Consider the following 22,969-nt stretch of genomic DNA (forward strand, 5'->3'; position numbering starts at 1 on the left):
TGGTCGCAATTATTGTATCGCTATGACTTCAATCTCAGAGGCGTAGAAAAGTCGAACGGAACCAGCGGAACCAATGGAACGCCCAGCAATAATGGGCCTCGAAGGGTTCCGTAGCATATTCACTATACGGAACGTACGGAACCCTTGAGGTCACTGGTTGTTAATCCGGCTCACGAAGGTGGTACAGCCATATTGCCCGCTTATTCACCTTCACTTTTTTAGCACGCCCGCGGCCACTGCGATCCGCCAGCCAACCGGCTTGCTCTACAGCTTGATTAATTCGAGCTATCTCAAAGCCGGGAACAGCGCGTTTCAATCCCTCGGAAGTAAAGAGCCATATTTTTCCCTGGGGGCTGTCTTTCCACCAGCCAGCGCGGTCACGAACATTGGCACTGTTGTCAGTAAGCTCTGAAAACATGCTGTCGCCATGTCGAGTCAGGAAATCGCTCAGATGCTCGAGAATGCGATTGTCCTCAGACTGACCCTTTCCACGCTCCTGACGCCATCGCTCAAACAACTGCACCATGTTTTTGGTTGGCTCACCCTCTGGCATATCAAAAATGCCAAAGCTGATGGCCAGCTCACCAGCCAGAGCTACTATGGCAAACCGTTCAGCCGCTCGCTCTTCCTGTCCTGAAAGCGCCTGAAATTGTTCTGTTAGGTTCGCCAGCATTTCAGGCAACTGATCGATCCTGTCCGAGTCGATAAGCTGCTCAACGAACCTTGGCCCGGCATGACCGTAGTGGCTTGAAGCTGACTTCTGTATGGCGTTTGAAAACGACTTGCCACTCTCTATTCCATGCAGGTTATCCCAGGCGCCAAAGACGTGGTGTGCAGAAATATCGAGCAATCTTATTTCCTGACCAGCCCGCGCCTGTCCTCCGGATGCCTGCATCTGGCTGTTCAAACCTGTCTCGCCTGAAGACAAAACCATGACGCGCCATTGCTTTGTTGCTCTGGCCATGCCCGTTTTAGTGGCGCGCGCCTTGCCTACGCCATTAGCCAATGAGTAGACGATATTTCCGATCTCTCTTGGCAAAGCCTCGCCTATTTCATCCAGTGCAAGCAGTGTGTCGTTACGTCGGCCGGCTACGCCTTCAAGACCGTTGGCAGTGGCACACCAGGTTCGGACAAACCTTTCCGGTTTTCCCCATACTGATGCAGCGGCCATCAGACCTGTGGTCTTGCCGGTGGAGCTGTCCCCTTTTAAATGGAAACCGCCGCCATGACGTTGTAAATGGCTCAACAGCGGGCCCGCCAGCGCTGCGCATATCGAAAGCATCAGTATCGGGTTGCCTGCGCAGTAGTTGCCGATCTCGGCTTTCCATTTTGCGTATGTCCCCGCCTGGCCATAATCGTCAGCGTTTGCGGTTTCGCTTTGAAAAATAACATCACCTGAACCGATATTGCGGCTTGGCATCACGAATAGTTGAGGCGATTGCCAGCCCGTGGAGGTGGCCGCTATTACCTCACGCTTCGGTTTATGGTCTTGCAGATATTGATTCAGTAAACGATGGGAAACCGTGCTGATTTCGAGTCCGAGGCCGAGCAGTTCGGCTCGTAAGATCTCCCCTGATCCAGCCATTAGGCTCATGGGCATGGACCATTGCCGCCATCGGCCAAGACTGTTGCGGAAATGAAGAAGTCTTCCAAAATCCGCGCCTTCACATGATGTTATGGCCTCCACGTATAAGGGAGAACAGACCAGTTGATCAAAGGGCTGTCCCTTTTTTATACCGTGAAACCACACGCCCGGGCTTAATATTCTCCCGTCACATTGAAATGGCTCTTCACGCACGCTGAAGTATGGCCGTTCAGGGGTTCCGCTGGTTCCGTCCTCCTGGTGGCATACGGAACCAGGAGGAGCCTGACCATCACTGGTGGTTCCATCAGTTCCAGAGGTTCCGTCGAGTTTTTCAGGGGGACGATAATTGCCATTAAAATATCTGCCGATAGCATCATTACCTTCCGCCTGGTACAGGTCTGACCAGTCCTTATGCGACATGGGATACCTCCCCTGGCACGATCCAGCGGCGGCCGGTCGCTTTGGCTGCTCTGATACCGGGTGCGTCGTTATCAGCTGCAACGACAATATGAGAACGTCCAAACCAGGTGAACAGTGGATCAGCAATCGACTTCAGATTGTTTTCACCAACGCCACACGCCACCGGAAGTCCCGTCGCGGTATGAATGCGATAGCCGTCTGCAAGGCCTGCACAGACGATCAGGCTTCCTTGAAGCGTCAGCCTGTCCCGCCAACTGAAACCAAAGGGAGTAAAGCTGCCTTTTACTCTTCCTCTATAGGTAACTTTCTTTGTGCCATCCGGCCAGATTCTTTCGAATCCTTGATGTTCTCCAACCAGGTTGATTAACTCTCGGTAAAGAATCGACCCCTGTATCTTGATACAAGCATTGGCATGAGCCTGCAGTTCTGAAAGTGAAATACCTTTTTTGGTAAGATACTTATGGGTATAATTAATATTGATATTTTGCGTTGTAATTGCCTGCCTCCTTTCGGAGGCGGGCATTTTTTTTGGTGTCTTCATGCTGCTTTTCCTGATGGAATGAGCTGATGTTGCGATTGCTTTAAGAGTTCGCAGACAAATATCGAGCTTACGAGGCTTCTCTCGATTTCATTTGCCACTCAATCCATTCATCGATTTCCCTTACAAGCCATCCAACTGCCTTTCCTCCCAATGGGATGGGCTTCGGGAAATTATCCTCCGATATACGAAGGTAAATAGTGCTGCGGGCGAGGCCCGTATAAGCCATGACGTCTGGAAGTCGAAGTATCCTGTTGGTCATGTAGTGCTCTCCTTGGGTGTCGTTGGAAGACACAAGAAGCTTTAAACATTTTGATGATTGTGAAAATAGCTTCTGCCGGCAGCATATAGCCGCTGCCGGCAGAAGCTATAAATACATGGCTCGATACGAAGGGCAAAGATATAATTTTTAAGAAATTTTAGATTTTATGCATATTTTCATGCGAGTATATGCAGCAGCTATAGCTAATCAATAGTAGGCGCGGCTTTCGGCGTGCCTGACCTGGCTGTTAGGTTGGTCCGTTTTGGAAAAAGACCGTTAATTGAAAAACTTATGTGTGCTTGGGATCAGTTGGATGGTTTTGGCTGGCCATTCAAATACTTTTGAGCAACTTGCACAGTAACTCCAAATGCTTCATGTTTTGCCTTGGCGCATGCAACTTTTGTTGGGTATTCACCGCTTTTCCATATATCGATTAGTTCTTCTTTTTTCGTACGTCTTCCGTTTGGCCCACCATATCGAGCGTCATGTCCTTTGTGTGACATTTCCTGCCAGATACATTTTTGTATTTCTGATGAAGCTGAAAGGGTTCGAGAAGAAGGCATGCTTTTAATTTCGAACTCTTTCTGCTCTATAGTTTCAATGTGTTCTAAAAAGAAAAGCGTGTCGTCCTGTAACGATTCGGAATCTGATGCGCCTTCGTCTGAAACAGCATAAAAAGTCCTTACATCAAGCAAGCTGCTTTCTTTGATTTTAGCTTGTATAAACCCGTCCGCTGATGAGCCCAATCGCTGCGCCCAGCGATCTCGTAAAATCTTGGCATTTATAAAACGATGCTTGGGTTGAAACCGTTCGAGTTCAAAACGATCGAACCAGCATCCTTCAAGTAAGTGAAAATAGTCACGGGGATCATCTTCTAAAAAATAAAAGCGGGGAGGGGGAGTCAGCTCATTGGCAGAACTGTATGCCGCAATTCCTTCATCTTCCGGCCCCAACTTGACCCAACCGGCTAAATCTTCATTAGTGGCTTCACATCGCTCTGCAAGAAGCTTGAAAGCAGCGGGATAGGAGATATATCTGCCTACTGAAGCAATGTCATTGCTCATGAGATGTCCTCTTCGATCTGATCAGGGAATGCAAGCAGAACGGTGGCCGCACTGCTCCTACACGCCAAGGCTCATGACTTTGTCAGAGGTCGGCTGGCATATACCTTCAAGCATTGAGTGATCTAGAGGACGTCCTGCGCTCGTTGAGATCTGCTACGCATCGGTCATGGATGGCATGCCACTAAGGGCAAGAAAAAGCAGACCCGAATTGACTCATCACTGAAGTTTTATGAAGTGGCCAAGTCCGTTTTTCTAAACGCCACTGGACCTCAGTGTGCCTGAACAGAATGAACGAATCGAGAGCGTATTCTTGCTTTTGGGGTGCGCGTTCTGCCGGTCAAGCTCTGAGCGTACCGTTGCCGTTATTAAATGCCGTGCGTGGCTTTAAGGGACTATCAAGGCAGAAGGTTGTAGCTGGTAGCTTGTAGATGAGGCATTTTAACGGCGCTTGTCTTATAGCTGGCCTGACTTTTCTGATGGAGGATACTGCATGGCTTCTAATCGCTCTTATCCCTTGCCGGAAATACCGGACGATGGAAAAACCCCGGAGGGGTACCTTCCCCTTCCTATATACATAAGTTATGCAACGCCTCGATGGCCGGAAGCTAAAATTACCGAAGATCCAACGCTTGATGATTGTGCTTTGAGCTACACCAAAAGCTTGAAATGGTGGCCACAGGAACGCTTGGGGCTGTTTCAGCGATTGAAAAAGGGGATGCGATGCTTCGCGAGAAGAAAATGAACCGCAGCAGTATGAGCGTTCTTGTTCGAAATCTCGTAGGGCTTGGCAGAGCAGTATTCTCAATTACTGAATCCAGTAATGGAGTTTGTTGGGGGCGCTGTTGGGGGCGAGAAGCTTTGTGAGAGCCTTAAAATCGAAAGCTAAGTAGATAAGTATTTGATTTGACTGGTGCCCCCACCAGGATTCGAACCTGGGACCTTCCCCTTAGGAGGGGGACGCTCTATCCAGCTGAGCTACGGGGGCGAAGCGGGCGCCATTATAGGGATTTCACGCGTATAGTGAAACCCTGACGCATTAACGCCGCCCATCGAGTTCGCATGAAAGAACGCATCACGACAGATCGCCACTTCAACGGCATGGCCGAGAAGTTCGAACACGCCCTGTATAACCACTCTCGCGGACGGCTGCGCCTGTCACTGCTGACGCGGGCCATTGAAGCATCCATTCCGCTATGCGGACAGCCGCTGGTTGATGTCGGCGCAGGGCTGGGGCAAATGGCGCACTGGGCTGCACAAAAGGGCCACCCGGTCACGCTGCTGGAGCCGGCCGAGGATATGCTTGCCGCGGCACGCGAGCGTCTGGAGGGGCATGACGCCCGCTTTTATCAGTGCGATCTGCAGAAACTGTCCGAGGTGGCGCCCGGGCCATGGCCTTTGATGTTCTGCCATGCGGTGCTGGAGTGGCTGATTGACCCCGAAGCAGCGGTTCATCGACTGGGCGAACAGCTGGCACCTGATGGCTGGCTATCCCTAATGGTGTTCAATGAGGATGCGCTGCGCTTTTCCAACGTGGTGAAGGGCAACCTGCAAAAGGTACTTGATGACCAGCTGGCAGGCTTTGGTAAACGCAAGCGTCTGACGCCGATTTCCCCGCTGCGCCATGATGACGTGGTGCGCTGGCTGAGTGAGGCGGGGCTGGAGGTTCGGGCCGTGACCGGCATTCGCGTGTTCCATGATTATCTGCGCGAGCGCGACCCGGACGAGGCCACGCTGGAACGGCTGTTTGAACTCGAGCATCGCTATTGCCGGCAGGAACCCTACTGGCGCCTGGGGCGCTATCTTCATTACAGCGTTTATCGTCCGAGCTGATATTCTTCACCTCATCGCAGGGGTGTTTCCGGGCTTGCTCGGAGATATACCGTTATCTTTACGGCCATGTCACAGGACAGGCCAGTCATTATTTGAGTAAAGCAGGGGATTCATGAGTTTTTCCACGCCCATGGGGCAGTTACTGGACCGACAGTCACCCGCGATCAGAGAAGGGGAATGGCTGATTGCCCCGCCGCTGGATGAAGGGCTTTTAAGCGGCGCGAAACACCGCATCTGGAGTCTGGATCACTTGATCGCCGAGGTGTGGCGCAAGCATGGTCATGAGGTCGTCGAAGGGCTGACACCGCCGGAAAGCATGACGGCGGCACTGCTGTTCTGGCCCAAGACGATGGACCTGGGTCGCTGGTGGCTGGATCAGCTCAATGCGCACTGCGATGTGGGCAGCACACTGCGCATCGTCGGCGAGCATCACGGCGGTGGCAAGCGGGTGCCGGGTGAGCTAAAGGCACGCGGCATGACGCATCAGCGTCTGGATAACGCGCGGCGCTGCTCGCTGTATGAAGCGGCCACCATCGCCGGTGAAGCGGGCGATCACTGGTCCACGTTCGAGGCGCTGGATCTTACGCTGGTCAGTCATCCGGGCATTTTCGGCCACGGCCGGCTGGATGACGGCACCCGCATGCTGCTGGATGTTTTGCCCGTGAGTGAGGGACGCGTGCTGGATGCCGGCTGTGGCGATGGTGTCATCAGTGCCTGGCTGGCACGCCAGGGCGCAGACGTCACGGCCGTAGACATCAATCACTTGGCACTTGAAGCCACGCGCCGAACGCTTGAAGCCAATGACCTGAAAGGCGACGTGCTTGCCAGTGATATGCTGGACGCCGTTGAGGGTCCCTTTGACGCCATCATCAGCAATCCGGCCTTCCATCAGGAGCGCCATGTCTCGATCGATCCGGCTCGCAAGTTGATCGAGCAGGCCAGCAAAAAGCTGACCCCCAAGGGGGCGCTGTATATCGTGGCCAACAGCTTTTTGCCCTATATGGGCCTGATGAAAAAACACTTCGGCCGCGTCGATGTGCTGGCGGAAAGCAGCCGCTTTCGGGTTTATCGCTGTAGCCGGCGTTAAGAGCCTGGCGCCGAGCAACGACTGTTTTTAACCAACAATCAGCGCTCGGCGTAGGTGATGTCGGTAATGATGTAAGTGGTCTCGCCGCCCGGAGCGTCGACGGTGACTTCAGCGTCCAGCGGCTTGCCGAGCAGTGCCCGCGCCAGCGGGGCATCCACACTGATCCAGTGTTTTTTATTGTCGGTCTCGTCGGGACCGACAATGCGGATGCGCATCTCTTCACCGTCGTCATCTTCCAGCGTCACCCAGGCACTGAAAAAAACCCGGTCGCGGTCGGCCGGCATACGGTCGACCACGGTCAGGGCGTCGAGGCGCTTTTGCAGATAGGCGATCCGGGCAATGGTGCCGTTCAGGGCCTTCTTGTTATAGGTGTAGTCGGCGTTTTCGCTGCGATCCCCCTGGGCGGCGGCTTCTCCGGTCTTGCGGGACTGCTCCGGGCGTCGTACGCGCACCAGATGCTCGAGCAGGCTCTGCATCGAGGCGTAACCTTCCGGTGTGATCAGATCGGTCTTTTTCTCCTGGCGCGGATCCTTGGCGGGATCGCGCCAGCGAGTCATATTGCGTCCTTTCATGCAGGCGGTGACCGTATGACAGTGGGGCAGTTACCATAATCGCCTCGTATTGTGCTGCCAAGGCCGGCCGTTGCCACAGGCTTGAAAGTTTCTGGCGCAGCGCCCATAAACACGCCCACACTTCCCTTGTGACCGGCGCCTTCCGTCTTCCCGTCACCAGACATTGCCTGCCTTCCTTATTCGGCAGTCATGCTCATGTTTTTCAAGGAAAAGCCGATGACTAACCGGGATACGACCTCTCTGCCACGCTTTGATGGCAACGATGTCGAGCATATCGAGGACACACCGCTGCATCGTGGATTTTTCAATCTTGACCGCGTGGATGTGCGCTACCGCCAGTATCAGGGCGGCTGGAGCGAGACCGTTTCGCGTGAGGTGTTTCGTCATCATGATGCCGTGGGCGTGCTGTTGTATGACGTGGAACGCGACGCCGTTGTATTGGTCGAACAGTTTCGCGCCGGGGCCATGGGGCGGGCTTTCAGCCCCTGGCTGCTGGAGCCGGCTGCCGGCCTGATCGATTCCAGCGAGTCACCGGAAGACGTGGCCCGACGCGAGGTGAGAGAAGAAACGGGATGCCACACCGAACAGCTGATGGAGGTCCACCGCTATTTCCCCAGTCCCGGAGCCTGTGACGAATACATTACGCTCTATTGTGCGCTGGTGGATTCGGGCGATGTCGGCGGTGTGCACGGGCTGGAAGAGGAGCACGAGGACATCATGGTGCGTGTGCTACCCTTCCGTGACGCTTGGGAAATGCTGGAAAACGGTACCATCAACAATGCCATGTTACTGATTGCGCTGTACTGGCTGGCCCGTGAGCGCCCGGCCCTCAGAGCAAGGAGATAGTCTTTTGAGTCAACGAACCGCTTACGTTACCGATCTCAGGACGCTACAGGCCGAGTGTACGGCCAATTTCGTGCGTCTTGACCGGCTGCTGGGCGATACGGTGGCCGGCGAGCGGGTAGAGCTGCCGCTGGCAAGCCACACCGCGCGCTTTGGTACCCTGCATCTCGAGGTCGTCGAACGAGCGCCCTATACCACGGTTGTGCGCGTTTTTCAGAGTGGCGTGCTGGATGGCATGATCGATGCGCCGCGCATGATGGTCCATCTGTATCACGACGTGCAGATGGCCGAGGTGACCGACTTCCAGCGCAAGCGTCACTTCGAAGGGCGCTATCGCTACCCCAATGCTCATATGCACCAGCCCGATGAGAAGCTACAGCTCAATCGTTTTCTGGGCGAGTGGCTCGAGCACGGTCTGGCCCACGGCCATGATACCCGCATCTTTGAAACGCCCTGATTCGGGCATCATCCATCGCGCCGCTCCCGTCAAAGCCCCGCCATGCCGGTTCGCTGTAAAGCCCTGAGCCTATTGAATATCCCTTCGCAAGGAGCGTGTCATGCTGATTGTTCAGCTCTCGGACAGCCATCTGAGCGCCGATCCCGCGCGGCGGTATCGCGATGTCGACGCTGACACGCGGCTGGCATCGATGCTGGCGCGGGTGGCCCGGTATCAGCCGGATCTGGTCGTGGTCAGCGGTGATGTCAGCGATGACGGCTCGACTGCCTCGTATCAAAGGGCAGCAGCGTCTTTTGAGGCGCTCGGCTGCCCCTGGGTCTGGATGCCGGGCAATCATGACCATCCCGCCACCATGACCGAAGTGCGCGCGCTGGAGCCGGTCATCCATTCCAACGGCTGGCAGATTCTGCTGCTTAACACCTGGATTGAAGGTGAGGAGGGCGGCCGACTGGGTGAGGCGCAGCTGGTAAGGCTTGAGGCGCAGCTGGCAGGCGATGAATCACCGGCGCTGATTGTGCTGCATCACCCGCCGGTAAGCGTGGACACCGCCTGGATGAATGAGATCGGTCTTGAGGACCGCGAAACCTTTTGGAAGATCCTTGGCCGATATGATCATGTCCAGGCCGTGCTGTGCGGCCATATTCATCATGAAATGACCTGTCTGCATCAGGGCGTACCGGTCATGTCGGTGCCGGCCATTGCGGCGCAGTTCGTGCCCGATCGACCCGATTTTGCCGTCGATGCGTGCGCTCCGGGCGGCTTTCGCCTGATTCGACTGTCCATTGATGATACGCAGCGGCCTCGATTATCAACCCGGGTAGAGTACGTGCCGGTCTAATGGCACATATCGGCAAAGCGGCCGGCAGCTGATTTTTATAGCTTAAACGTCTAAAGGAAGAAACGTTGATTCTTTGACGTTATGAAGGCGGCTCGCTAACGTGAGCGCATCCTTGTTTGCTTGTGACGTTTTATCGCGAGCACCCCCGTTTATAGCGTCATCGCCGTTCGGTGATGACGTTTGGTCATGAGAGGTTGTGATACGCATGCTTTCTCCCGAGCGGCAAACACATCTGAAACAGCTCGAAGCCGAGTCGATTCATATCATTCGCGAGGTGGCGGCCGAGTTTCGTAATCCCGTCATGCTCTATTCGATCGGCAAGGACTCCTCGGTCATGCTGCATCTGGCTCGCAAGGCGTTCTACCCCGGTACACCGCCGTTTCCGCTGATGCACGTCAACACCACGTGGAAATTCCACGAGATGATCGAGTTTCGCGATCGCATGGCGGCCGAGACCGGCATGGAGTTGATCGAGCACATCAATGAGGAAGGCCGTGAAGCGGGCATTAACCCGTTTGATCACGGCAGCTCCAAGTACACCGACGTCATGAAGACCCAGTCGCTCAAGCAGGCGCTGGACAAATACGGTTTCGATGCCGCCTTTGGCGGGGCGCGTCGCGATGAAGAAGCCTCGCGTGCCAAGGAGCGCGTGTACTCCTTTCGTGACCAGTATCACCGCTGGGACCCGAAAAACCAGCGCCCGGAGCTCTGGAGCCTGTACAACGGTCACATCAACAAGGGTGAGTCGATCCGCGTCTTCCCGCTGTCCAACTGGACCGAGCTGGACATCTGGCAGTACATCTATCTCGAATCGATCCCGATCGTGCCGCTGTATTACTCCGCCAAACGTCCGGTCGTCGAGCGTGACGGCACGCTGATCATGGTCGATGACGAACGCATGCCACTGAACGAGGGCGAAGTACCCGAGATGAAGTCCGTGCGCTTTAGAACGCTGGGCTGCTATCCGCTGACCGGTGCCGTGGAATCCGAGGCGGCCACGCTTCCCGATATCATTCAGGAAATGCTCCTGACCCGTACCAGTGAACGTTCCGGGCGTGCCATCGATCACGATCAGGCCGGTTCCATGGAACGCAAGAAACGCGAAGGTTACTTCTGAGGCGCATATGGCACACCAATCATCCCTGATAGCCGAAAACATCGAGGCGTATCTCAAGGAGCATGAAGCCAAGGATCTGTTGCGCTTCATTACCTGCGGGAGCGTCGATGACGGCAAGTCGACCCTGATCGGGCGACTGCTGCACGACTCGAAAATGATCTATGAAGATCAGCTGGCAGCCTTGACGCGGGACTCGAAAACCCGCGGCACCACCGGCGAGCGCGTGGATCTGGCGCTTCTGGTTGACGGACTTCAGTCCGAGCGCGAGCAGGGCATCACCATTGATGTCGCCTATCGCTTTTTCTCGACCGACAAGCGCAAGTTCATCATTGCCGACACGCCCGGGCACGAGCAGTACACTCGCAACATGGCCACCGGTGCTTCCACCGCAAGCCTTGCGGTCATTCTGATCGATGCGCGCTACGGCGTGCAGGTGCAGACGCGCCGTCACAGCTTCATCGCCGACCTGCTGGGCATCCAGCATCTGGTGATCGCGGTCAACAAGATGGACCTGGTAGAGTACAGCGAGGCGCGCTTTGAGGAGATCAAGCGCGATTACCTGAGCTTTGCCGAGAACCTCAAGGCCCGCGACATCAGTTTTGTGCCCATGTCAGCGCTTGAAGGCGATAACGTCGTCAACAAAAGCGTCAACATGCCTTGGCATGACGGCGTGCCGCTGCTGGAACAGCTTGAAAACGTCGAAATCTCGCGTGACCAGAACCTGACGGACCTGCGCTTTCCGGTGCAGTACGTCAACCGCCCCAATCTTGATTTTCGCGGCTATGCCGGGACATTACAGGCCGGTGTGCTGCGCCCGGGTCAGCAGGTCAAGGTACTGCCCTCCGGAAAGGTCTCCACGGTCGAGCGACTCGTGACCTTTGATGGTGATCTTGATGAGGCCCGGCCCGGTCAGGCCATTACGGTCACGCTGGCCGACGAGGTCGATATCTCGCGCGGTGACTGGCTGGTCGCTTCCGACACCGAGCTGCCGATGTCCAATGCGTTTATCGCCGACATCGTCTGGATGAACGAGCGTGAAATGACGCCCGGCCGCGGCTATGACTTCAAGCTGGCCACACGGGATGTCAGCGGTCAGATCAGCGCCATTGATTACAGCATCGACGTCAACACGCTGGAACATCACGACGCCGACCGGCTGGCACTCAACGAAATCGGTCGCTGTCAGGTCACACTGACCCAGCCCGTACCGGTGGATGCCTACGATGTCAGTCCGGGCACCGGCAGCTTTATCGTCATTGATCGTCTGACCAATCTGACCGTTGGCGCCGGCATGATCCGCCAGGCCGCCGACAGTGCCGATAATGGTGGCACCGTCGACTGGCAGGCCTTTGAGGTAGAGCTCAACGATCTGATTCGTCGTCACTTCCCGCACTGGGAAGCGAAAGACGTGCGCGATATCTTCAAGCGCTGAAGATATCCGCTGATCGATTCACGCCCGGCCTTGTGTCGGGCGTTGTCGTATGGGGCCCGGTCGCTGATGCGCTGCAAGGCATGTCCCGCCGGGTATTCCATCCGGTTTCAAATCGTTGCGCCGTCTCACTATACTCGCACCGCTTATCAAACCGTCAGGCAGCGTGCGTCCTGTCCCGGGCGGCGTTTTTATCGTGACAACCGGAACAATATCATGAATATCGCAAGGGGAAGGCGAGCGCTGCTGGCGGCCACGGGTGGTCTGATGCTTTCGCAGGCAGGGGCTGCGAAAGCCGAAGTCACGCTGCTGTCGCCTGCCGAACAGCCACGCACGGCGCTTGAGCGCGTTGAGGTCAAGGTCGGCGGCAGCATCAGGCCACAGTATTTCAATGAGATGGGCGGCGGCGATGACGGCAGCTACAAGCACCGCGGCTATGACGGGGGCACGCGCTTTCGCCTGCACGTCAACTATCACTTGAGCGATGATCTGACGCTTTTGAGTTACGGCGAGCTGGGCGTAAATACGGCAAAAGCCATGGGCTGGCATGACCATTACGATCGGGAGAGCGCCGATAGCGCGACCAACCGTCGCCAGGTGTATTTTGGCTTTGAAAGCGACCGCTATGGCCGTTTCACCGCCGGCAAGCAAAACAGCGTCTATTACGACACCGTCGGGGTGAGCACGGATGTCTGGGATTACAACCAGTTCGCCCAGGCACCGGGCGTCGGGGTCGACGGCAGTTACGATGGCTCCTATCGCGCGCGTAAAAGCCTGCGCTATTCCAACGGCACCGAAGACTTCACACTCTTTGCCGGCTGGCTGTTTCCCGATGATGACCTGCATCTGGACGGCCCCTATGATTATCGCCGCCGTAGCGGCGGCTCGCTGGGCTTTCGATGGCGTCTTACGGATGACCTGACGCTGGGCGCGGCTTATGCCAATACCTCTGCCGAGATCAAGGGCAGCGGTGATCAGCAGTCCTTTCGTCAGCAGCTGACCGGTAGCTCCCTGACCTGGACGGGCGGCAACTGGTATCTCGCCATGGGCGCCGGTTATTACACGGATTTTGTGCCTGATCCGGCGGGCGGGCTCGAGAATTACTTTGCAAGCGATGCCTATGGAGTCGAATACATCGCCCGCTATAGCTTTCAGATCGATCACGACTGGGTGCAGAGCATCAAGCCCTTTGTGGCCGGTGACCGCCTGAAACGGCTAGGCAGTGCCGATTCCCAGACCAACCATCAGGTGCTGGGGGTCACCACCCAGTTCAATCACGGCTTCCGGCTGGATCTTGAGCGCATCTTTGCCAATACCTCGGACAGTGAGCCCGATTCAGTGCTGGCCAGGCTGCGCTACGACTTTTGATGACGGCGTCAGGGGCTTCCAGAGCAGCGATGAAGTTCTGATCGACGTCGCGGGCCGTTAACCACATGTCCGAAAACGGCCAGTGATGTGATCCCGGACAGGATATATTGGGGGGCATGAACCTTGCTCCCGATCTCTGCTATCAGGCCCTGAGCTCCCGCGATCGCCGCTTTGACGGCCAGTTCGTCGTTGGGGTGACCTCGACCGGCATCTACTGTCGGCCGGTCTGTCGCGTACGCTGTCCAAAATTTGATCACTGCCGTTTTTTCATGCACCCGGCGGCGGCCGAGCAGGCCGGCTTTCGTCCCTGCTTGCGCTGTCGGCCTGAACTGGCACCGGGGCTTTCGATGATGGATGCTCGCGATCAGCTGGCACGGGCCGCCATGGTCATGATCGATAACGGCTTTCTGGACCGTGACAGCAGCGCCGCTCTGGCGGCGCGAATCGGCGTCAGCGAACGTCATCTGCGTCGCCTGTTCAAGGCCTCCTTCGGCGTGACGATGGTCGAGGTGGCCAGAACCCGACGCCTGCTGCTAGCCAAGCGGCTGCTGACCGATACCACGCTGCCCGTCAGCGAGGTGGCTCATGCTGTCGGCCTTGGCAGCCAGCGTCGCCTGAACGCGCTTTTTCAGTCGCACTATCGCCTGTCGCCGAGTCGACTGCGTCGCGCCGCGCGCGCCGGTAATACCTGCGCCTCGATCACGCTGTCGCTGGCCTATCAGCCGCCGCTGGACTGGGCCGCCATGCTCGATTTTCTGGCCGCCCGCCAGATCGACGGTCTTGAGAAGATTGAGGCAGGGCGCTGGCAGCGCAGTCTGTTGATCGAAAAGGATAAAGGCGGTGAGCCCGTGACCTGTGCTGGCTGGATCAGCGTTGAACATGCCGGCCCGGGGCAGCTGGCGCTGATCCTGCCGGTCACGCTGGTGCCGGTCATGGGCGATGTGCTGAGCATCGTGCGTCATGTGTTTGATCTGGACGCGCCCATGGCGTTGATCGAGTCACATCTCGAGGGGCTGGCGGGCACCGGCCTTCGCGTTCCCGGTGCCGTCAACGGCTTTGAAATGGCCGTACGCGCCATCGTTGGTCAGCAGATCACGACTACCCGGGCGCGGCGGGTGCTGGCCGAGCTGGTGGCCCGGTTCGGCGAGCCGCTGTCTGGCTCTCCCGGTTATTATGGATTCCCGACCCCTTCGGTCATGGCCGCACAGCCTTGTGAAGACCTGATTTTACTGGGTCTGTTGCGCATTCGGGCCGAGGCGATCATTACCGTGGCGAAAGCAATGGACAGCGGCGCGCTGAGATTGTGTCCGGGGGTGTCGGTGGCAGACACGATGGCAAGGCTTTGCGACATTCGCGGCGTTGGTGACTGGACCGCACAATATATCGCCATGCGGGCGCTGGCTTGGCCCGATGCCTTTCCGGCCGGTGATCTGATGCTCAAACGGGCGCTGGGCTGTGACAGTGCCCGCGAGGCTGCACAGCGGGTGAGCCACTGGTCGCCGTGGCGTGCTTACGTCGCCATTCGGCTCTGGCAGCAGGCCTCCGGTGAAGCCGTTTCATACCCGGTCATGACGTCACCTCCAGTCATCACGTCACCCGATGCCGGTTCACGGATGGGCGCGCAGGCAGATATTGCGCCGGCGCCCTCGAGCGAGGATTCATCATCATGATCGAATATGCCGTTATGCCCTCTGTTTTGGGGGATACCGTACTGCGCGCCGAGTCGGAGCATCTGACCGGGGTATTCTTTAATGATCAGCGGCATTTCCCGCCTTCGGTCAAGGGACCGTTCATACTGGCCAAACAGAGCCGCTCGAATGTCATTCGAAAGGCCTGCGAGGAGATCGAGGCGTACCTTGCCGGAGAGCGGCAGCATTTCGAGCTGGCGCTGTCGCTGCAGGGCAGCCCCTTCCAGCGGCGCGTCTGGCAGTGCCTTGAAGGCATTGGGTTCGGTGAGGTCATGAGTTATGGCGCGCTGGCGCGAGCGCTGGGTCTGTCACGCGGCCATGCCCGCGCAGTAGGTAGCGCGGTCGGACGCAACCCGGTATCCATGATCGTGCCCTGTCATCGCGTCGTGGCCGGCAGCGGTGGACTGACCGGCTATGCGGGCGGTCTGGCGCGCAAGGCCCACCTGCTGGCGCTGGAAGGGCGTCCGGAAGGGTTAGCCGCGCTCCGCCAGATCGAGGGCGAGCATCATCTCACCGCTGGCGTCGAATGCCTCCAGTGACGTCGCAAGCCCGTCGGGGCCCGGCCGCACGACCTGCCAGACCTCGTGCAGGGCGCTGCTGTCGAGCGACAGGGTCAGGTGATCGCTTTCAAGGCGCAGAGCATTGCAGCGGCCCTGATGGAAGTGTTTGAAACGGGCACGATGATGGTGAGCACCACCGGCGTGGATCAGGCTGGCCCGGGTGGGCTGCGTACGCCGACAGGCGCCGGCCAGTGCCATGACAAAACGCTCACGTGGCAGCGCCGTGCTGAAATGTCCGGCCACGGCACGGTTGGCCTCCACCCGTCGTAGCCGATGATGCGACAGAAGCTGCGAGAACCCCCGGGATCACGCAGGGCGCGCCATGACTCGAGCAGCGCCGGCCGATCATCTTCGGAGCAGGCGTGGGTCATCTCGATGCAGCGGGTGAAGCCGGGGCGTTTCAGGGCGGTAAAGTAGTCCAGCAGCGTCCAGCCCGGTGCCTCGGGCGTCAGGCCATACAACTGATGCAGCACGCGACCGAACCGGTCAAAGACCTGAAGGCAGGGCACCTCTGGTTCTCCGGGGGTGGGCCGCTCATTCGAGAGGCAGACCCAGTACCAGCAGGGCAAAAGCAGTTGCATGGCCAGGGCCTGATCGCTCCAGAGGCTGGCATGGCGCTGGTCGGCGTCAATGTGACAGGCGTTCAGCCGGCTCGACAATGCCGCGTGTGTGGTCCGGGTCACCATCTGCACCCGCCCCAGCCGTGGCAGCATCATGATCAGGTCGCAGGGGGTCAGTGCCAGCGAGTGCACTCCACGCCCCAGACGCGAGGCCTGAATCTCGCCTTCACTGCAGCCAAGCAGTCTCGCAAGCGCGCGACACTCCAGATGCGGGGCCCGCAGGCGTGCTTCTTCAAACGCTTCAAACACAACGTTGGTCTGGTGCATGCGGCGACCCTCGCAGCGTGATGGATGGATACAGGGCTTATTATGCTAATGATAACCATTTGCAAGAAGCCATCAAGCAAAAACCACGTGTATCGTCCGGCAGCTCGCTGGCCCTGATCAAATGTCGAGCATTTCAGCGCCGCGTCAGGGTTTTGTCGCGATAACCACGGCCCGTCTCGGCGCTGGATGGCCTTCTACCGTGCGACTCGGGTCCTGTGGGTCGAGAAAGTCGGCCAGCGACTGGAAGGTCATCCATTCGGTTGCCCGCTGCTCATCAAGCGTGGTGTCGGCTTCATCGACTACATGGGGATTTTGAAAGCCCACCCGCGATAGCCAGTGGGTCAGGGCTCTGGAGGAGGGCAGAAACCAGACGTTGGGCATCTGGGCGTAGCGCTCGCCAGGGACCAGCACCTGATGCTCATCGCCTTTCACTACCAGCGTTTCAAGCACCAGTTCGCCGCCGGGACGCAGCGTGTCGTATAGCTCGCGCAGGTGATTGATGGGCGAGGGGCGATGATAGAGCACGCCCATGGAAAAGACCGTGTCGAAGGCGGCCAGCCGTGGCGGAACGTCCTCGATGCCCACCGGCAAAAAATGAACGCCGCGCCCGGCATCCTTCATGAAGTGGCGAATGGCATGAAACTGCCAGTAAAAGCGCGGGGAGGGGTCGATGACCAGCACAAAATCGGCGCCGGCCCCGGCCATGCGCCAGCCGTGATAGCCGTTGCCGCCGCCGACATCGAGCACGCGTCGACCCTTGAGGTCACTCAGGTGCGGCGCCAGACGCTGCCACTTCCAGTCCGAGCGCCATTCGGTATTGATGGTGATCTCGCCGATTCGGTAGGGACCCTTGCGCCAGGGGGCGAGAATCTTCAGAAGGTTGTCGCACTGTCGACGACTGGAGGCGTCCATGGCCACCTCCACGCTCACCGTGTCCTGATCCAGATGAACCTGTGACGCTTCCAGAGCAGGCAGGCGTTTGACGGCACGCTCCCAGGCGGGCAGGTCGCCAAAGCGCTGGCGGTCAAGGCCGCGGGCCAGCTGCTCGGGCAGACGGGCCAGCCAGCTCTCCAGCCCCTGTTCGAGAAAGGCGTGATAAAGGGGAAGATGACGCTCATCGATCGACATGCGGGGGTCCAGCCTGATGAAAAAGGAGTCACTTATTTAAAGGCCAGCATCGAGGCGAAGTTGAGATACTGAAACCAGGTGTCATGGCGTGTGAAGCCCGTGCGCGCCAGCCGCTCATGATGGGTGGAGAGCCGATCCGGAATCATGACTTCCTCGAGCGCGGTACGTTTCTGGCTGATTTCGAGATCCGAGTAGCCGTTGGCGCGCTTGAAGTCGTGGTGGAGATCAATCAAAAGCGATTCCTGGCCGGGCTCGCCCAGGATCTTTTCCGACAGCAGCAGCACACCACCCGGTGTGAGGGCGTCATACAGGCGTTGAACGACCTGGTCACGCTCGCTCGGGTCAAGAAACTGTAACGTAAAATTGACCATGATCATGCCGGCCCGGGGAAGTGGGCAGTCGCGGATGTCACCCTGCAGCACCTCGATGCGATGCTCGGGTGCCTGCTGTGCCAGCAGACCGCGGGCCTTGTCGACCATGGGCTGGGAGAGATCGATGGCCTGCAGGGTGAAGGCTTCGGGTGCCAGCCGCTGGCAGATGGAAAGCGTCGAGGCGCCCAGAGAGCAGCCCAGGTCCAGAATATGGGCGCCGGGGCTCAGGTGGCGTGCGGCGATCACACCGGCCATGCTGGTGATCTGGGCATAGCCCGGTACCGAGCGGCGAATCATGTCGGGGAAACAGTCGACCACGCGCTCATCAAACGAGAAGTCGGCGACCTGATCCAGCGGTGTCGAAAAAAGGGCGTCGCGTCGGGAGACGTCGGTCATCGGGGTACCCACGATCTATCAGGCTCTGAGAGGAGGTTGTTCGGTCATGCAGACAGTGGTCTGATAGAGACCCGCTGCGTGTCGGATACGCCGTCTGCCAGAATGAATATCGAACAGGGGCGGTCTTTACGGCCGACCATGTTACGCTTTGAGCATTAAAGCTGCACCTATCACGGAGGAAGAGCAAGGATGTCAATTCGTCAAAACAAGGCATGGAAGGCGCTGGAAAGCCATCGCGAGACCATGCGCGATGTGCACCTGACCACCCTGTTTGAACAGGATGGGCGCTTTGACGCCTTCTCCCGTCAGGCTGCCGGGCTTACGCTTGATTTCTCCAAGCAGCGCATTCGTCGCGAGACGCTGGACATGTTGCTGGATCTGGCTCGTGAAACCGGCGTTGAAGAGGCCGTCGAGCGTCTGCTGTCCGGACGTCGCGTCAATCTGACCGAAGATCGACCGGCTCTGCATACGGCGCTGCGTCTGCCCCAGGGCGGCGAGTTTCACGTCGAGGGCGAAGACGTCCAGGCCGACGTGCATGAAAGCCTTGATCGCATGCAGCAGATGGTTGAAAAGCTTCAGTCCGGCCAGTGGCGCGGTGCCAACGGCCGTGCCATCAAACAGGTCATCAACCTGGGGGTGGGCGGCTCTGATCTGGGTCCCCTGATGGTCGTCAAGGCGCTCGAAGATGCGTTTGTGGCGCCCAATGCGCTGGAAGTGCACTTTGCCTCCACCATCGACGGTTCACAGCTGGCCGAGCTGCTGCCGACGCTGGAGGCCGACGAGACGCTGTTCATCTACTCCTCCAAGTCGTTTGGCACCATCGATACCTCGGCCAACGCCGACACGGCGCTGGCCTGGCTTGCCGAGCAGACCGGCAGCGACATCGAGCGCATCAAGCGTCATCACTTTATCGGCGTCTCCACCAAGCCGGAGAAGATGACCGAGTGGGGCATCGCGCCCGATCACCAGCTGCTGTTCTGGGACTGGGTCGGCGGCCGCTACTCCTTCTGGAGTGCCATCGGTCTGCCGATCGCCATTCGTCTGGGCATGGACAACTTCCGTCGCCTGCTCGCCGGTGGCCATGCCATGGATGAGCACTTCGCCTCGGCACCGCTGGAAGACAACCTGCCGGTCCTGTTTGGCCTGCTGGGCATCTGGAACACCAACTTCCTCGATATTCAATCGCTGGCGGTATTGCCCTACGACGGTCGCCTCAAGCATCTGCCGGGCTATCTTCAGCAGCTTGAGATGGAATCCAACGGCAAGTCGTCGACCAACGATGGCGAAAAGGTCGACTACAACACCTGTCCGATCCTGTGGGGCGAAATCGGTCCCAACGGTCAGCACGCCTTCTATCAGCTGCTCCACCAGGGCACGCGCTCGGTGGCCTGTGATTTCATCGCCCCGATCAAGCGCTATGACCACATCGACAGTGCGCCGGTACGGGAAAGTCTCGAGCGCCAGCATCGCCTGTCGCTGGCCAACTGCTTTGCCCAGTCCCGTGTGTTGATGCTTGGCGATGACGCCATCAAGAGCAATGAAACGCCGCCGGCGCACAAGCGCTATGCCGGCAACCAGCCGTCCTCGACCATTTTGTTCGAGACGCTGTCGCCCGAGTCGCTTGGTGCGCTCATCGCGCTCTACGAGCACAAGGTGTATGTCCAGGGCGCTATCTGGAACATTGATTCGTTCGATCAGTGGGGCGTGGAACTTGGCAAGAAGATCGCCAATGAAGCGGCCGACATTCTGGAAACCGGGCAGGGTGCCGATCAGCTCGATGATTCAAGCCGTCATTTGATCGAGACCGTGCTGGGCAAGCGCGGCAACGCTTAAAAAAATGGCTGTTTATTTATACAGTAACTGCGTTATGCTGATGTCATGAATGATCATGCCAATGCCGTCGACAACGTGCTTTATCTGCACGGTTTCAACAGCCACCCCGGTTCGGCCAAGGCCGAACTGACGCGGCGGGCCTGCGAGCAGGCTCGTCCGCGTCCGCGCTTTATCGCGCCGGCGCTGTCTCATCACCCCGGCCCTGCCTGGGAAACCGCGCAGGAAGTCATGAGTACGCTCAAGGGGCGTACCATGGTGATCGGGAGCTCCATGGGTGGCTTTCTCGCCATGGGCCTTGCCCGGACACATGATGTGGCAAGCGTGGTGCTCATCAATCCGGCCGTCGATCCGCTGAGGATCGCACTGGAGCGAATGGGTAGCGAGATTGAGCACGTTGAAACCGGTGAGATGTTTGTCATCGATGAAAGCTATGCCGATGCCCTGCGCGAGCAGCAGGCCGAGGTAGTCAACGCGGAGCGCTTTCTGGTCCTGCTGGGCAGCGAGGACGAGATCCTCGACTATCGGCAGGCCCTGGAAATGCTGGAAGGCAGCCGGTTTGTCATCAATGAAGGTGATGATCACGGCCTGAGCCGGTATCCTGAGCTGCTGTCGACCGTGCTGGCCCATGGTGGCCTGACGCTGCCGGAAGATTTCAATCCCGTACCGTAGGCTTCAAGAGTAACAGCGCCATGCCATTGACGTGACCGGTCGGATCGAGATGCCGGCCTGTTGCGTCAGTGCCGATTATTCCAGAGAGCCCCTTCGGCGCTTGACGATGAGCGCTTCTCGTTCATTTCTGACGCGATTTCACGTATGACCCAGTACAGTGCCAGTTCCATCGAGGTGCTTTCCGGTCTTGAACCGGTGAGAAAGCGCCCCGGTATGTATACCGATACGACCCGACCCAATCACCTCGTTCAGGAGGTGGTGGACAACAGCGTTGATGAAGCGCTGGCCGGGCACGCACGCAAGATCAGCGTGCATCTTCGCGAGGATGGTGCCATTGAGGTGGTCGATGACGGCCGCGGCATGCCCATCGATATTCACCCCGAGCACGGGGTATCCGGGATCGAGCTGATCCTGACGCGCCTGCATGCGGGCGGCAAGTTCTCCCAGTCCAGCTATCGCTTTTCGGGCGGGTTGCACGGCGTGGGGGTATCGGTTGTCAACGCCCTGTCCGAGCGCCTTGAAGTAGAAGTCTGCAAGGGCGGCAAGCGCTATCGTACTGCCTTCGCCTTCGGCGAAAAGATCGAAGAGCTGGCCGTCATCGGTGACTGCCCGAAAAAGGCGAGTGGCACGACGGTTCGCTTCTGGCCGGAAGCCGCCTATTTCGACAGTCCCAATGTCTCCGTGGCACGCCTGTCGCATCTGCTGCGCGCCAAGGCTGTACTCTGCCCGGGGCTTGAAGTCAGGCTGGTCGAGAGCAACGGCAATGTCAGCACCTGGCATTACGAAGATGGGCTTCGCGACTATCTTGCCCAGTCCACCGACGGGTTCGAGCCGCTGCCGGCCTCACCCTTTGTCGGTGCCTTCGAAGACGATGAGCATAGCGTTGATTGGGCGATTCAATGGCTGCCCGAAGGCGGTGAGGCGCTGGTCGAATCCTACGTTAACCTGATTCCCACCACGCTGGGCGGCACCCACGTCAACGGCTTTCGTACCGGACTGCTGGACGCGCTGCGCGAGTTCTGTGACTACCGCAGTCTGCTGCCGCGCAATGTCAAGCTTTCGGGCGATGACCTGTGGGAGCGGGTGGCCTTTGTGCTTTCAATCAAGATGTTCGAGCCGCAGTTTGCCGGCCAGACCAAGGAGCGTCTCTCCTCGCGTGCCGTGGCAGGGTTCGTCTCGGCCGTCGTCAAGGATGCCTTCTCGCTGTGGCTCAACGAGCACACCGCCCAGGCCGAACAGCTGGCAGAGCTTGTCATCAGCGCCGCCCAGCGCCGTCAGCGCTCCTCGAAAAAGGTCGCGCGCAAGAAGGTGACCCAGGGACCGGCACTGCCCGGCAAGCTGGCTGACTGCTCCAGTCAGGACCCAACGGTTGGTGAGCTGTTTCTGGTCGAAGGGGACTCGGCTGGCGGCAGCGCCAAGCAGGCGCGCAACCGGGAAACCCAGGCGATCCTGCCGCTCAAGGGCAAGATCATGAACACCTGGGAAGTCGATTCCCAGGAGGTGCTGGGCTCCCAGGAAATTCATGACATCGCCGTGGCACTGGGCATGGACCCGGGCAGCGATAACCTTGAGCGCCTGCGCTATCACAAGATCTGTATTCTGGCCGACGCCGACTCCGATGGGCTGCACATCGCCACGCTGCTGTGCGCGCTGTTTGTGCGCCATTTCCCGTCACTGGTCGATGCCGGTCATGTATTTGTGGCCATGCCACCGCTGTATCGCATCGATCTGGGCAAGGAAGTGCACTACGCCCTGGATGAGAGCGAAAAGGCGGCCGTGCTCAAGAAGCTGGCCAGTCGTCGGGGTACTCCCAACGTTCAGCGCTTCAAGGGGCTGGGGGAGATGAGCCCGGTCCAGCTTCGCGAAACCACCATGGCGCCGGACACGCGCCGACTGGTACAGCTGACCCGCGAGGCCGGTGACGACACTCTGGAGCTGATGGACATGCTGCTGGCCAAAAAGCGTGCCGGCGATCGGCGCGGCTGGCTGGAACGTTACGGCAATATGGCTGAGGTAGACGTTTAACA

General features: G+C 58.3%; 23 protein-coding genes and 1 tRNA gene. 14 read left to right on the top strand and 10 right to left on the bottom strand.

The annotated features are described in order from the left end of the window. Nucleotides 1-160 precede the first annotated feature (160 nt). The 4 genes from B9H00_RS13935 to B9H00_RS16835 all read right to left on the bottom strand — a co-directional run bounded on the left by B9H00_RS13935 (nucleotide 161) and on the right by B9H00_RS16835 (nucleotide 3,869). Complete coding sequence (locus B9H00_RS13935; protein ID WP_086901161.1) at nucleotides 161-2,005, bottom strand: DUF927 domain-containing protein; 1,845 nt, start codon at nucleotides 2,003-2,005, stop codon at nucleotides 161-163. After that, nucleotides 1,995-2,546 carry a toprim domain-containing protein gene (locus B9H00_RS13940; protein ID WP_086901162.1) on the bottom strand — a complete coding sequence of 184 codons (552 nt, stop codon included), beginning with the start codon at nucleotides 2,544-2,546 and terminating at the stop codon, nucleotides 1,995-1,997. The genes B9H00_RS13935 and B9H00_RS13940 overlap by 11 nt, the downstream gene beginning before the upstream one ends. Before the next feature lie 67 nt (nucleotides 2,547-2,613). Then, nucleotides 2,614-2,805: a helix-turn-helix transcriptional regulator gene (locus B9H00_RS13945; protein WP_086901163.1), complete on the bottom strand. Its 192-nt coding sequence runs from the start codon at nucleotides 2,803-2,805 to the stop codon at nucleotides 2,614-2,616. A gap of 305 nt (nucleotides 2,806-3,110) precedes the next feature. Further along, complete coding sequence (locus tag B9H00_RS16835; RefSeq protein ID WP_147376552.1) at nucleotides 3,111-3,869, bottom strand: hypothetical protein; 759 nt, start codon at nucleotides 3,867-3,869, stop codon at nucleotides 3,111-3,113. Between the two features lie 490 nt (nucleotides 3,870-4,359). Here B9H00_RS16835 and B9H00_RS16840 point away from each other — a divergent pair, with 490 nt between their 5' ends. After that, entirely contained in the window at nucleotides 4,360-4,611 is a 252-nt protein-coding gene (locus B9H00_RS16840) for a hypothetical protein (RefSeq protein ID WP_147376553.1), read from the top strand. 166 nt (nucleotides 4,612-4,777) lie between these two features. Here B9H00_RS16840 and B9H00_RS13950 read toward each other — a convergent pair. Then, nucleotides 4,778-4,854, bottom strand: a tRNA-Arg gene (locus B9H00_RS13950). A gap of 74 nt (nucleotides 4,855-4,928) precedes the next feature. On the opposite strand from B9H00_RS13950, the gene B9H00_RS13955 reads away from it, so the two are divergent. Together B9H00_RS13955 and B9H00_RS13960 are read left to right on the top strand one after the other, a co-directional pair. Next, on the top strand, nucleotides 4,929-5,699 hold the full coding sequence (locus tag B9H00_RS13955; RefSeq protein ID WP_086901164.1) for a methyltransferase domain-containing protein: 771 nt from the start codon (nucleotides 4,929-4,931) through the stop codon (nucleotides 5,697-5,699). Between the two features lie 112 nt (nucleotides 5,700-5,811). Continuing rightward, the gene (locus B9H00_RS13960; protein WP_086901165.1) at nucleotides 5,812-6,786 is read left to right on the top strand and encodes a class I SAM-dependent methyltransferase; all 975 of its coding nucleotides are present in this window, start codon (nucleotides 5,812-5,814) and stop codon (nucleotides 6,784-6,786) included. A 38-nt stretch (nucleotides 6,787-6,824) separates the two neighbouring features. Here B9H00_RS13960 and greB read toward each other — a convergent pair whose 3' ends face one another. Next, the gene (gene greB / locus B9H00_RS13965) at nucleotides 6,825-7,358 is read right to left on the bottom strand and encodes a transcription elongation factor GreB (RefSeq protein ID WP_086901166.1); all 534 of its coding nucleotides are present in this window, start codon (nucleotides 7,356-7,358) and stop codon (nucleotides 6,825-6,827) included. A 216-nt stretch (nucleotides 7,359-7,574) separates the two neighbouring features. Between greB and B9H00_RS13970 the strand changes: the two genes are divergently transcribed. The 8 genes from B9H00_RS13970 to B9H00_RS14005 all read left to right on the top strand — a co-directional run bounded on the left by B9H00_RS13970 (nucleotide 7,575) and on the right by B9H00_RS14005 (nucleotide 15,637). Continuing rightward, complete coding sequence (locus B9H00_RS13970) at nucleotides 7,575-8,204, top strand: NUDIX domain-containing protein (protein ID WP_086901899.1); 630 nt, start codon at nucleotides 7,575-7,577, stop codon at nucleotides 8,202-8,204. A gap of 4 nt (nucleotides 8,205-8,208) precedes the next feature. Continuing rightward, nucleotides 8,209-8,658, top strand: a complete 450-nt coding sequence (locus B9H00_RS13975) for a DUF1249 domain-containing protein (RefSeq protein ID WP_086901167.1) — start codon at nucleotides 8,209-8,211, stop codon at nucleotides 8,656-8,658. A 100-nt stretch (nucleotides 8,659-8,758) separates the two neighbouring features. Then, a complete protein-coding gene (locus tag B9H00_RS13980) occupies nucleotides 8,759-9,496 on the top strand; it encodes a metallophosphoesterase (protein ID WP_086901168.1) in 738 nt (245 codons plus the stop codon). Between the two features lie 205 nt (nucleotides 9,497-9,701). Further along, on the top strand, nucleotides 9,702-10,613 hold the full coding sequence (gene cysD, locus B9H00_RS13985; RefSeq protein WP_086901169.1) for a sulfate adenylyltransferase subunit CysD: 912 nt from the start codon (nucleotides 9,702-9,704) through the stop codon (nucleotides 10,611-10,613). Nucleotides 10,614-10,620: 7 nt separating this feature from the next. Then, a complete protein-coding gene (gene cysN, locus B9H00_RS13990) occupies nucleotides 10,621-12,045 on the top strand; it encodes a sulfate adenylyltransferase subunit CysN (RefSeq protein WP_086901170.1) in 1,425 nt (474 codons plus the stop codon). Nucleotides 12,046-12,258: 213 nt separating this feature from the next. Next, on the top strand, nucleotides 12,259-13,410 hold the full coding sequence (locus B9H00_RS13995) for a porin (protein ID WP_086901171.1): 1,152 nt from the start codon (nucleotides 12,259-12,261) through the stop codon (nucleotides 13,408-13,410). 116 nt (nucleotides 13,411-13,526) lie between these two features. Next, on the top strand, nucleotides 13,527-15,080 hold the full coding sequence (locus tag B9H00_RS14000) for an Ada metal-binding domain-containing protein (protein WP_086901172.1): 1,554 nt from the start codon (nucleotides 13,527-13,529) through the stop codon (nucleotides 15,078-15,080). Continuing rightward, complete coding sequence (locus B9H00_RS14005; protein ID WP_086901173.1) at nucleotides 15,077-15,637, top strand: methylated-DNA--[protein]-cysteine S-methyltransferase; 561 nt, start codon at nucleotides 15,077-15,079, stop codon at nucleotides 15,635-15,637. The genes B9H00_RS14000 and B9H00_RS14005 overlap by 4 nt, the downstream gene beginning before the upstream one ends. Here B9H00_RS14005 and B9H00_RS14010 read toward each other — a convergent pair. The 4 genes from B9H00_RS14010 to cmoA form a co-directional block, all read right to left on the bottom strand. Continuing rightward, nucleotides 15,572-15,919 (bottom strand): hypothetical protein, encoded by a 348-nt coding sequence (locus B9H00_RS14010; protein ID WP_322788248.1) that lies wholly within the window; start codon nucleotides 15,917-15,919, stop codon nucleotides 15,572-15,574. The two genes, B9H00_RS14005 and B9H00_RS14010, sit on opposite strands and share 66 nt — an antisense overlap. Beyond that, complete coding sequence (locus tag B9H00_RS16845; RefSeq protein ID WP_157663228.1) at nucleotides 15,805-16,545, bottom strand: ChuX/HutX family heme-like substrate-binding protein; 741 nt, start codon at nucleotides 16,543-16,545, stop codon at nucleotides 15,805-15,807. The genes B9H00_RS14010 and B9H00_RS16845 overlap by 115 nt, the downstream gene beginning before the upstream one ends. A 144-nt stretch (nucleotides 16,546-16,689) precedes the next feature. Then, nucleotides 16,690-17,673, bottom strand: a complete 984-nt coding sequence (gene cmoB, locus B9H00_RS14015; protein ID WP_086901175.1) for a tRNA 5-methoxyuridine(34)/uridine 5-oxyacetic acid(34) synthase CmoB — start codon at nucleotides 17,671-17,673, stop codon at nucleotides 16,690-16,692. Nucleotides 17,674-17,705: 32 nt separating this feature from the next. Further along, a complete protein-coding gene (gene cmoA / locus B9H00_RS14020; RefSeq protein WP_086901900.1) occupies nucleotides 17,706-18,440 on the bottom strand; it encodes a carboxy-S-adenosyl-L-methionine synthase CmoA in 735 nt (244 codons plus the stop codon). 189 nt (nucleotides 18,441-18,629) lie between these two features. On the opposite strand from cmoA, the gene pgi reads away from it, so the two are divergent. The 3 genes from pgi to parE all read left to right on the top strand — a co-directional run bounded on the left by pgi (nucleotide 18,630) and on the right by parE (nucleotide 22,967). Further along, the gene (gene pgi / locus B9H00_RS14025; protein ID WP_086901176.1) at nucleotides 18,630-20,273 is read left to right on the top strand and encodes a glucose-6-phosphate isomerase; all 1,644 of its coding nucleotides are present in this window, start codon (nucleotides 18,630-18,632) and stop codon (nucleotides 20,271-20,273) included. Nucleotides 20,274-20,318: 45 nt separating this feature from the next. Continuing rightward, nucleotides 20,319-20,942, top strand: a complete 624-nt coding sequence (locus B9H00_RS14030; protein ID WP_086901177.1) for a YqiA/YcfP family alpha/beta fold hydrolase — start codon at nucleotides 20,319-20,321, stop codon at nucleotides 20,940-20,942. A 144-nt stretch (nucleotides 20,943-21,086) separates the two neighbouring features. Then, nucleotides 21,087-22,967, top strand: a complete 1,881-nt coding sequence (gene parE / locus B9H00_RS14035; RefSeq protein ID WP_086901178.1) for a DNA topoisomerase IV subunit B — start codon at nucleotides 21,087-21,089, stop codon at nucleotides 22,965-22,967. Nucleotides 22,968-22,969 lie beyond the last annotated feature (2 nt).

This window comes from Kushneria marisflavi, from assembly GCF_002157205.1.
Taxonomy (GTDB): Bacteria; Pseudomonadota; Gammaproteobacteria; order Pseudomonadales; family Halomonadaceae; genus Kushneria; species Kushneria marisflavi.

Bases quoted from the DNA above. Each gene is read 5' to 3' on its own strand.
- parE (WP_086901178.1), top strand. From the start codon at position 21,087: ATGACCCAGTACAGTGCCAGTTCCATCGAGGTGCTTTCCGGTCTTGAA.
- cmoB (WP_086901175.1), bottom strand. From the start codon at position 17,673: ATGTCGATCGATGAGCGTCATCTTCCCCTTTATCACGCCTTTCTCGAA.
- cysD (WP_086901169.1), top strand. From the start codon at position 9,702: ATGCTTTCTCCCGAGCGGCAAACACATCTGAAACAGCTCGAAGCCGAG.
- B9H00_RS13940 (WP_086901162.1), bottom strand. From the start codon at position 2,546: ATGAAGACACCAAAAAAAATGCCCGCCTCCGAAAGGAGGCAGGCAATT.
- B9H00_RS13970 (WP_086901899.1), top strand. From the start codon at position 7,575: ATGACTAACCGGGATACGACCTCTCTGCCACGCTTTGATGGCAACGAT.
- greB (WP_086901166.1), bottom strand. From the start codon at position 7,358: ATGAAAGGACGCAATATGACTCGCTGGCGCGATCCCGCCAAGGATCCG.
- cysN (WP_086901170.1), top strand. From the start codon at position 10,621: ATGGCACACCAATCATCCCTGATAGCCGAAAACATCGAGGCGTATCTC.
- B9H00_RS16840 (WP_147376553.1), top strand. From the start codon at position 4,360: ATGGCTTCTAATCGCTCTTATCCCTTGCCGGAAATACCGGACGATGGA.
- B9H00_RS13955 (WP_086901164.1), top strand. From the start codon at position 4,929: ATGAAAGAACGCATCACGACAGATCGCCACTTCAACGGCATGGCCGAG.
- B9H00_RS16845 (WP_157663228.1), bottom strand. From the start codon at position 16,545: ATGCACCAGACCAACGTTGTGTTTGAAGCGTTTGAAGAAGCACGCCTG.
- B9H00_RS14005 (WP_086901173.1), top strand. From the start codon at position 15,077: ATGATCGAATATGCCGTTATGCCCTCTGTTTTGGGGGATACCGTACTG.
- B9H00_RS13945 (WP_086901163.1), bottom strand. From the start codon at position 2,805: ATGACCAACAGGATACTTCGACTTCCAGACGTCATGGCTTATACGGGC.
- B9H00_RS14000 (WP_086901172.1), top strand. From the start codon at position 13,527: ATGAACCTTGCTCCCGATCTCTGCTATCAGGCCCTGAGCTCCCGCGAT.
- pgi (WP_086901176.1), top strand. From the start codon at position 18,630: ATGTCAATTCGTCAAAACAAGGCATGGAAGGCGCTGGAAAGCCATCGC.
- B9H00_RS16835 (WP_147376552.1), bottom strand. From the start codon at position 3,869: ATGAGCAATGACATTGCTTCAGTAGGCAGATATATCTCCTATCCCGCT.
- B9H00_RS13995 (WP_086901171.1), top strand. From the start codon at position 12,259: ATGAATATCGCAAGGGGAAGGCGAGCGCTGCTGGCGGCCACGGGTGGT.
- B9H00_RS13960 (WP_086901165.1), top strand. From the start codon at position 5,812: ATGAGTTTTTCCACGCCCATGGGGCAGTTACTGGACCGACAGTCACCC.
- cmoA (WP_086901900.1), bottom strand. From the start codon at position 18,440: ATGACCGACGTCTCCCGACGCGACGCCCTTTTTTCGACACCGCTGGAT.
- B9H00_RS13935 (WP_086901161.1), bottom strand. From the start codon at position 2,005: ATGTCGCATAAGGACTGGTCAGACCTGTACCAGGCGGAAGGTAATGAT.
- B9H00_RS14030 (WP_086901177.1), top strand. From the start codon at position 20,319: ATGAATGATCATGCCAATGCCGTCGACAACGTGCTTTATCTGCACGGT.
- B9H00_RS13980 (WP_086901168.1), top strand. From the start codon at position 8,759: ATGCTGATTGTTCAGCTCTCGGACAGCCATCTGAGCGCCGATCCCGCG.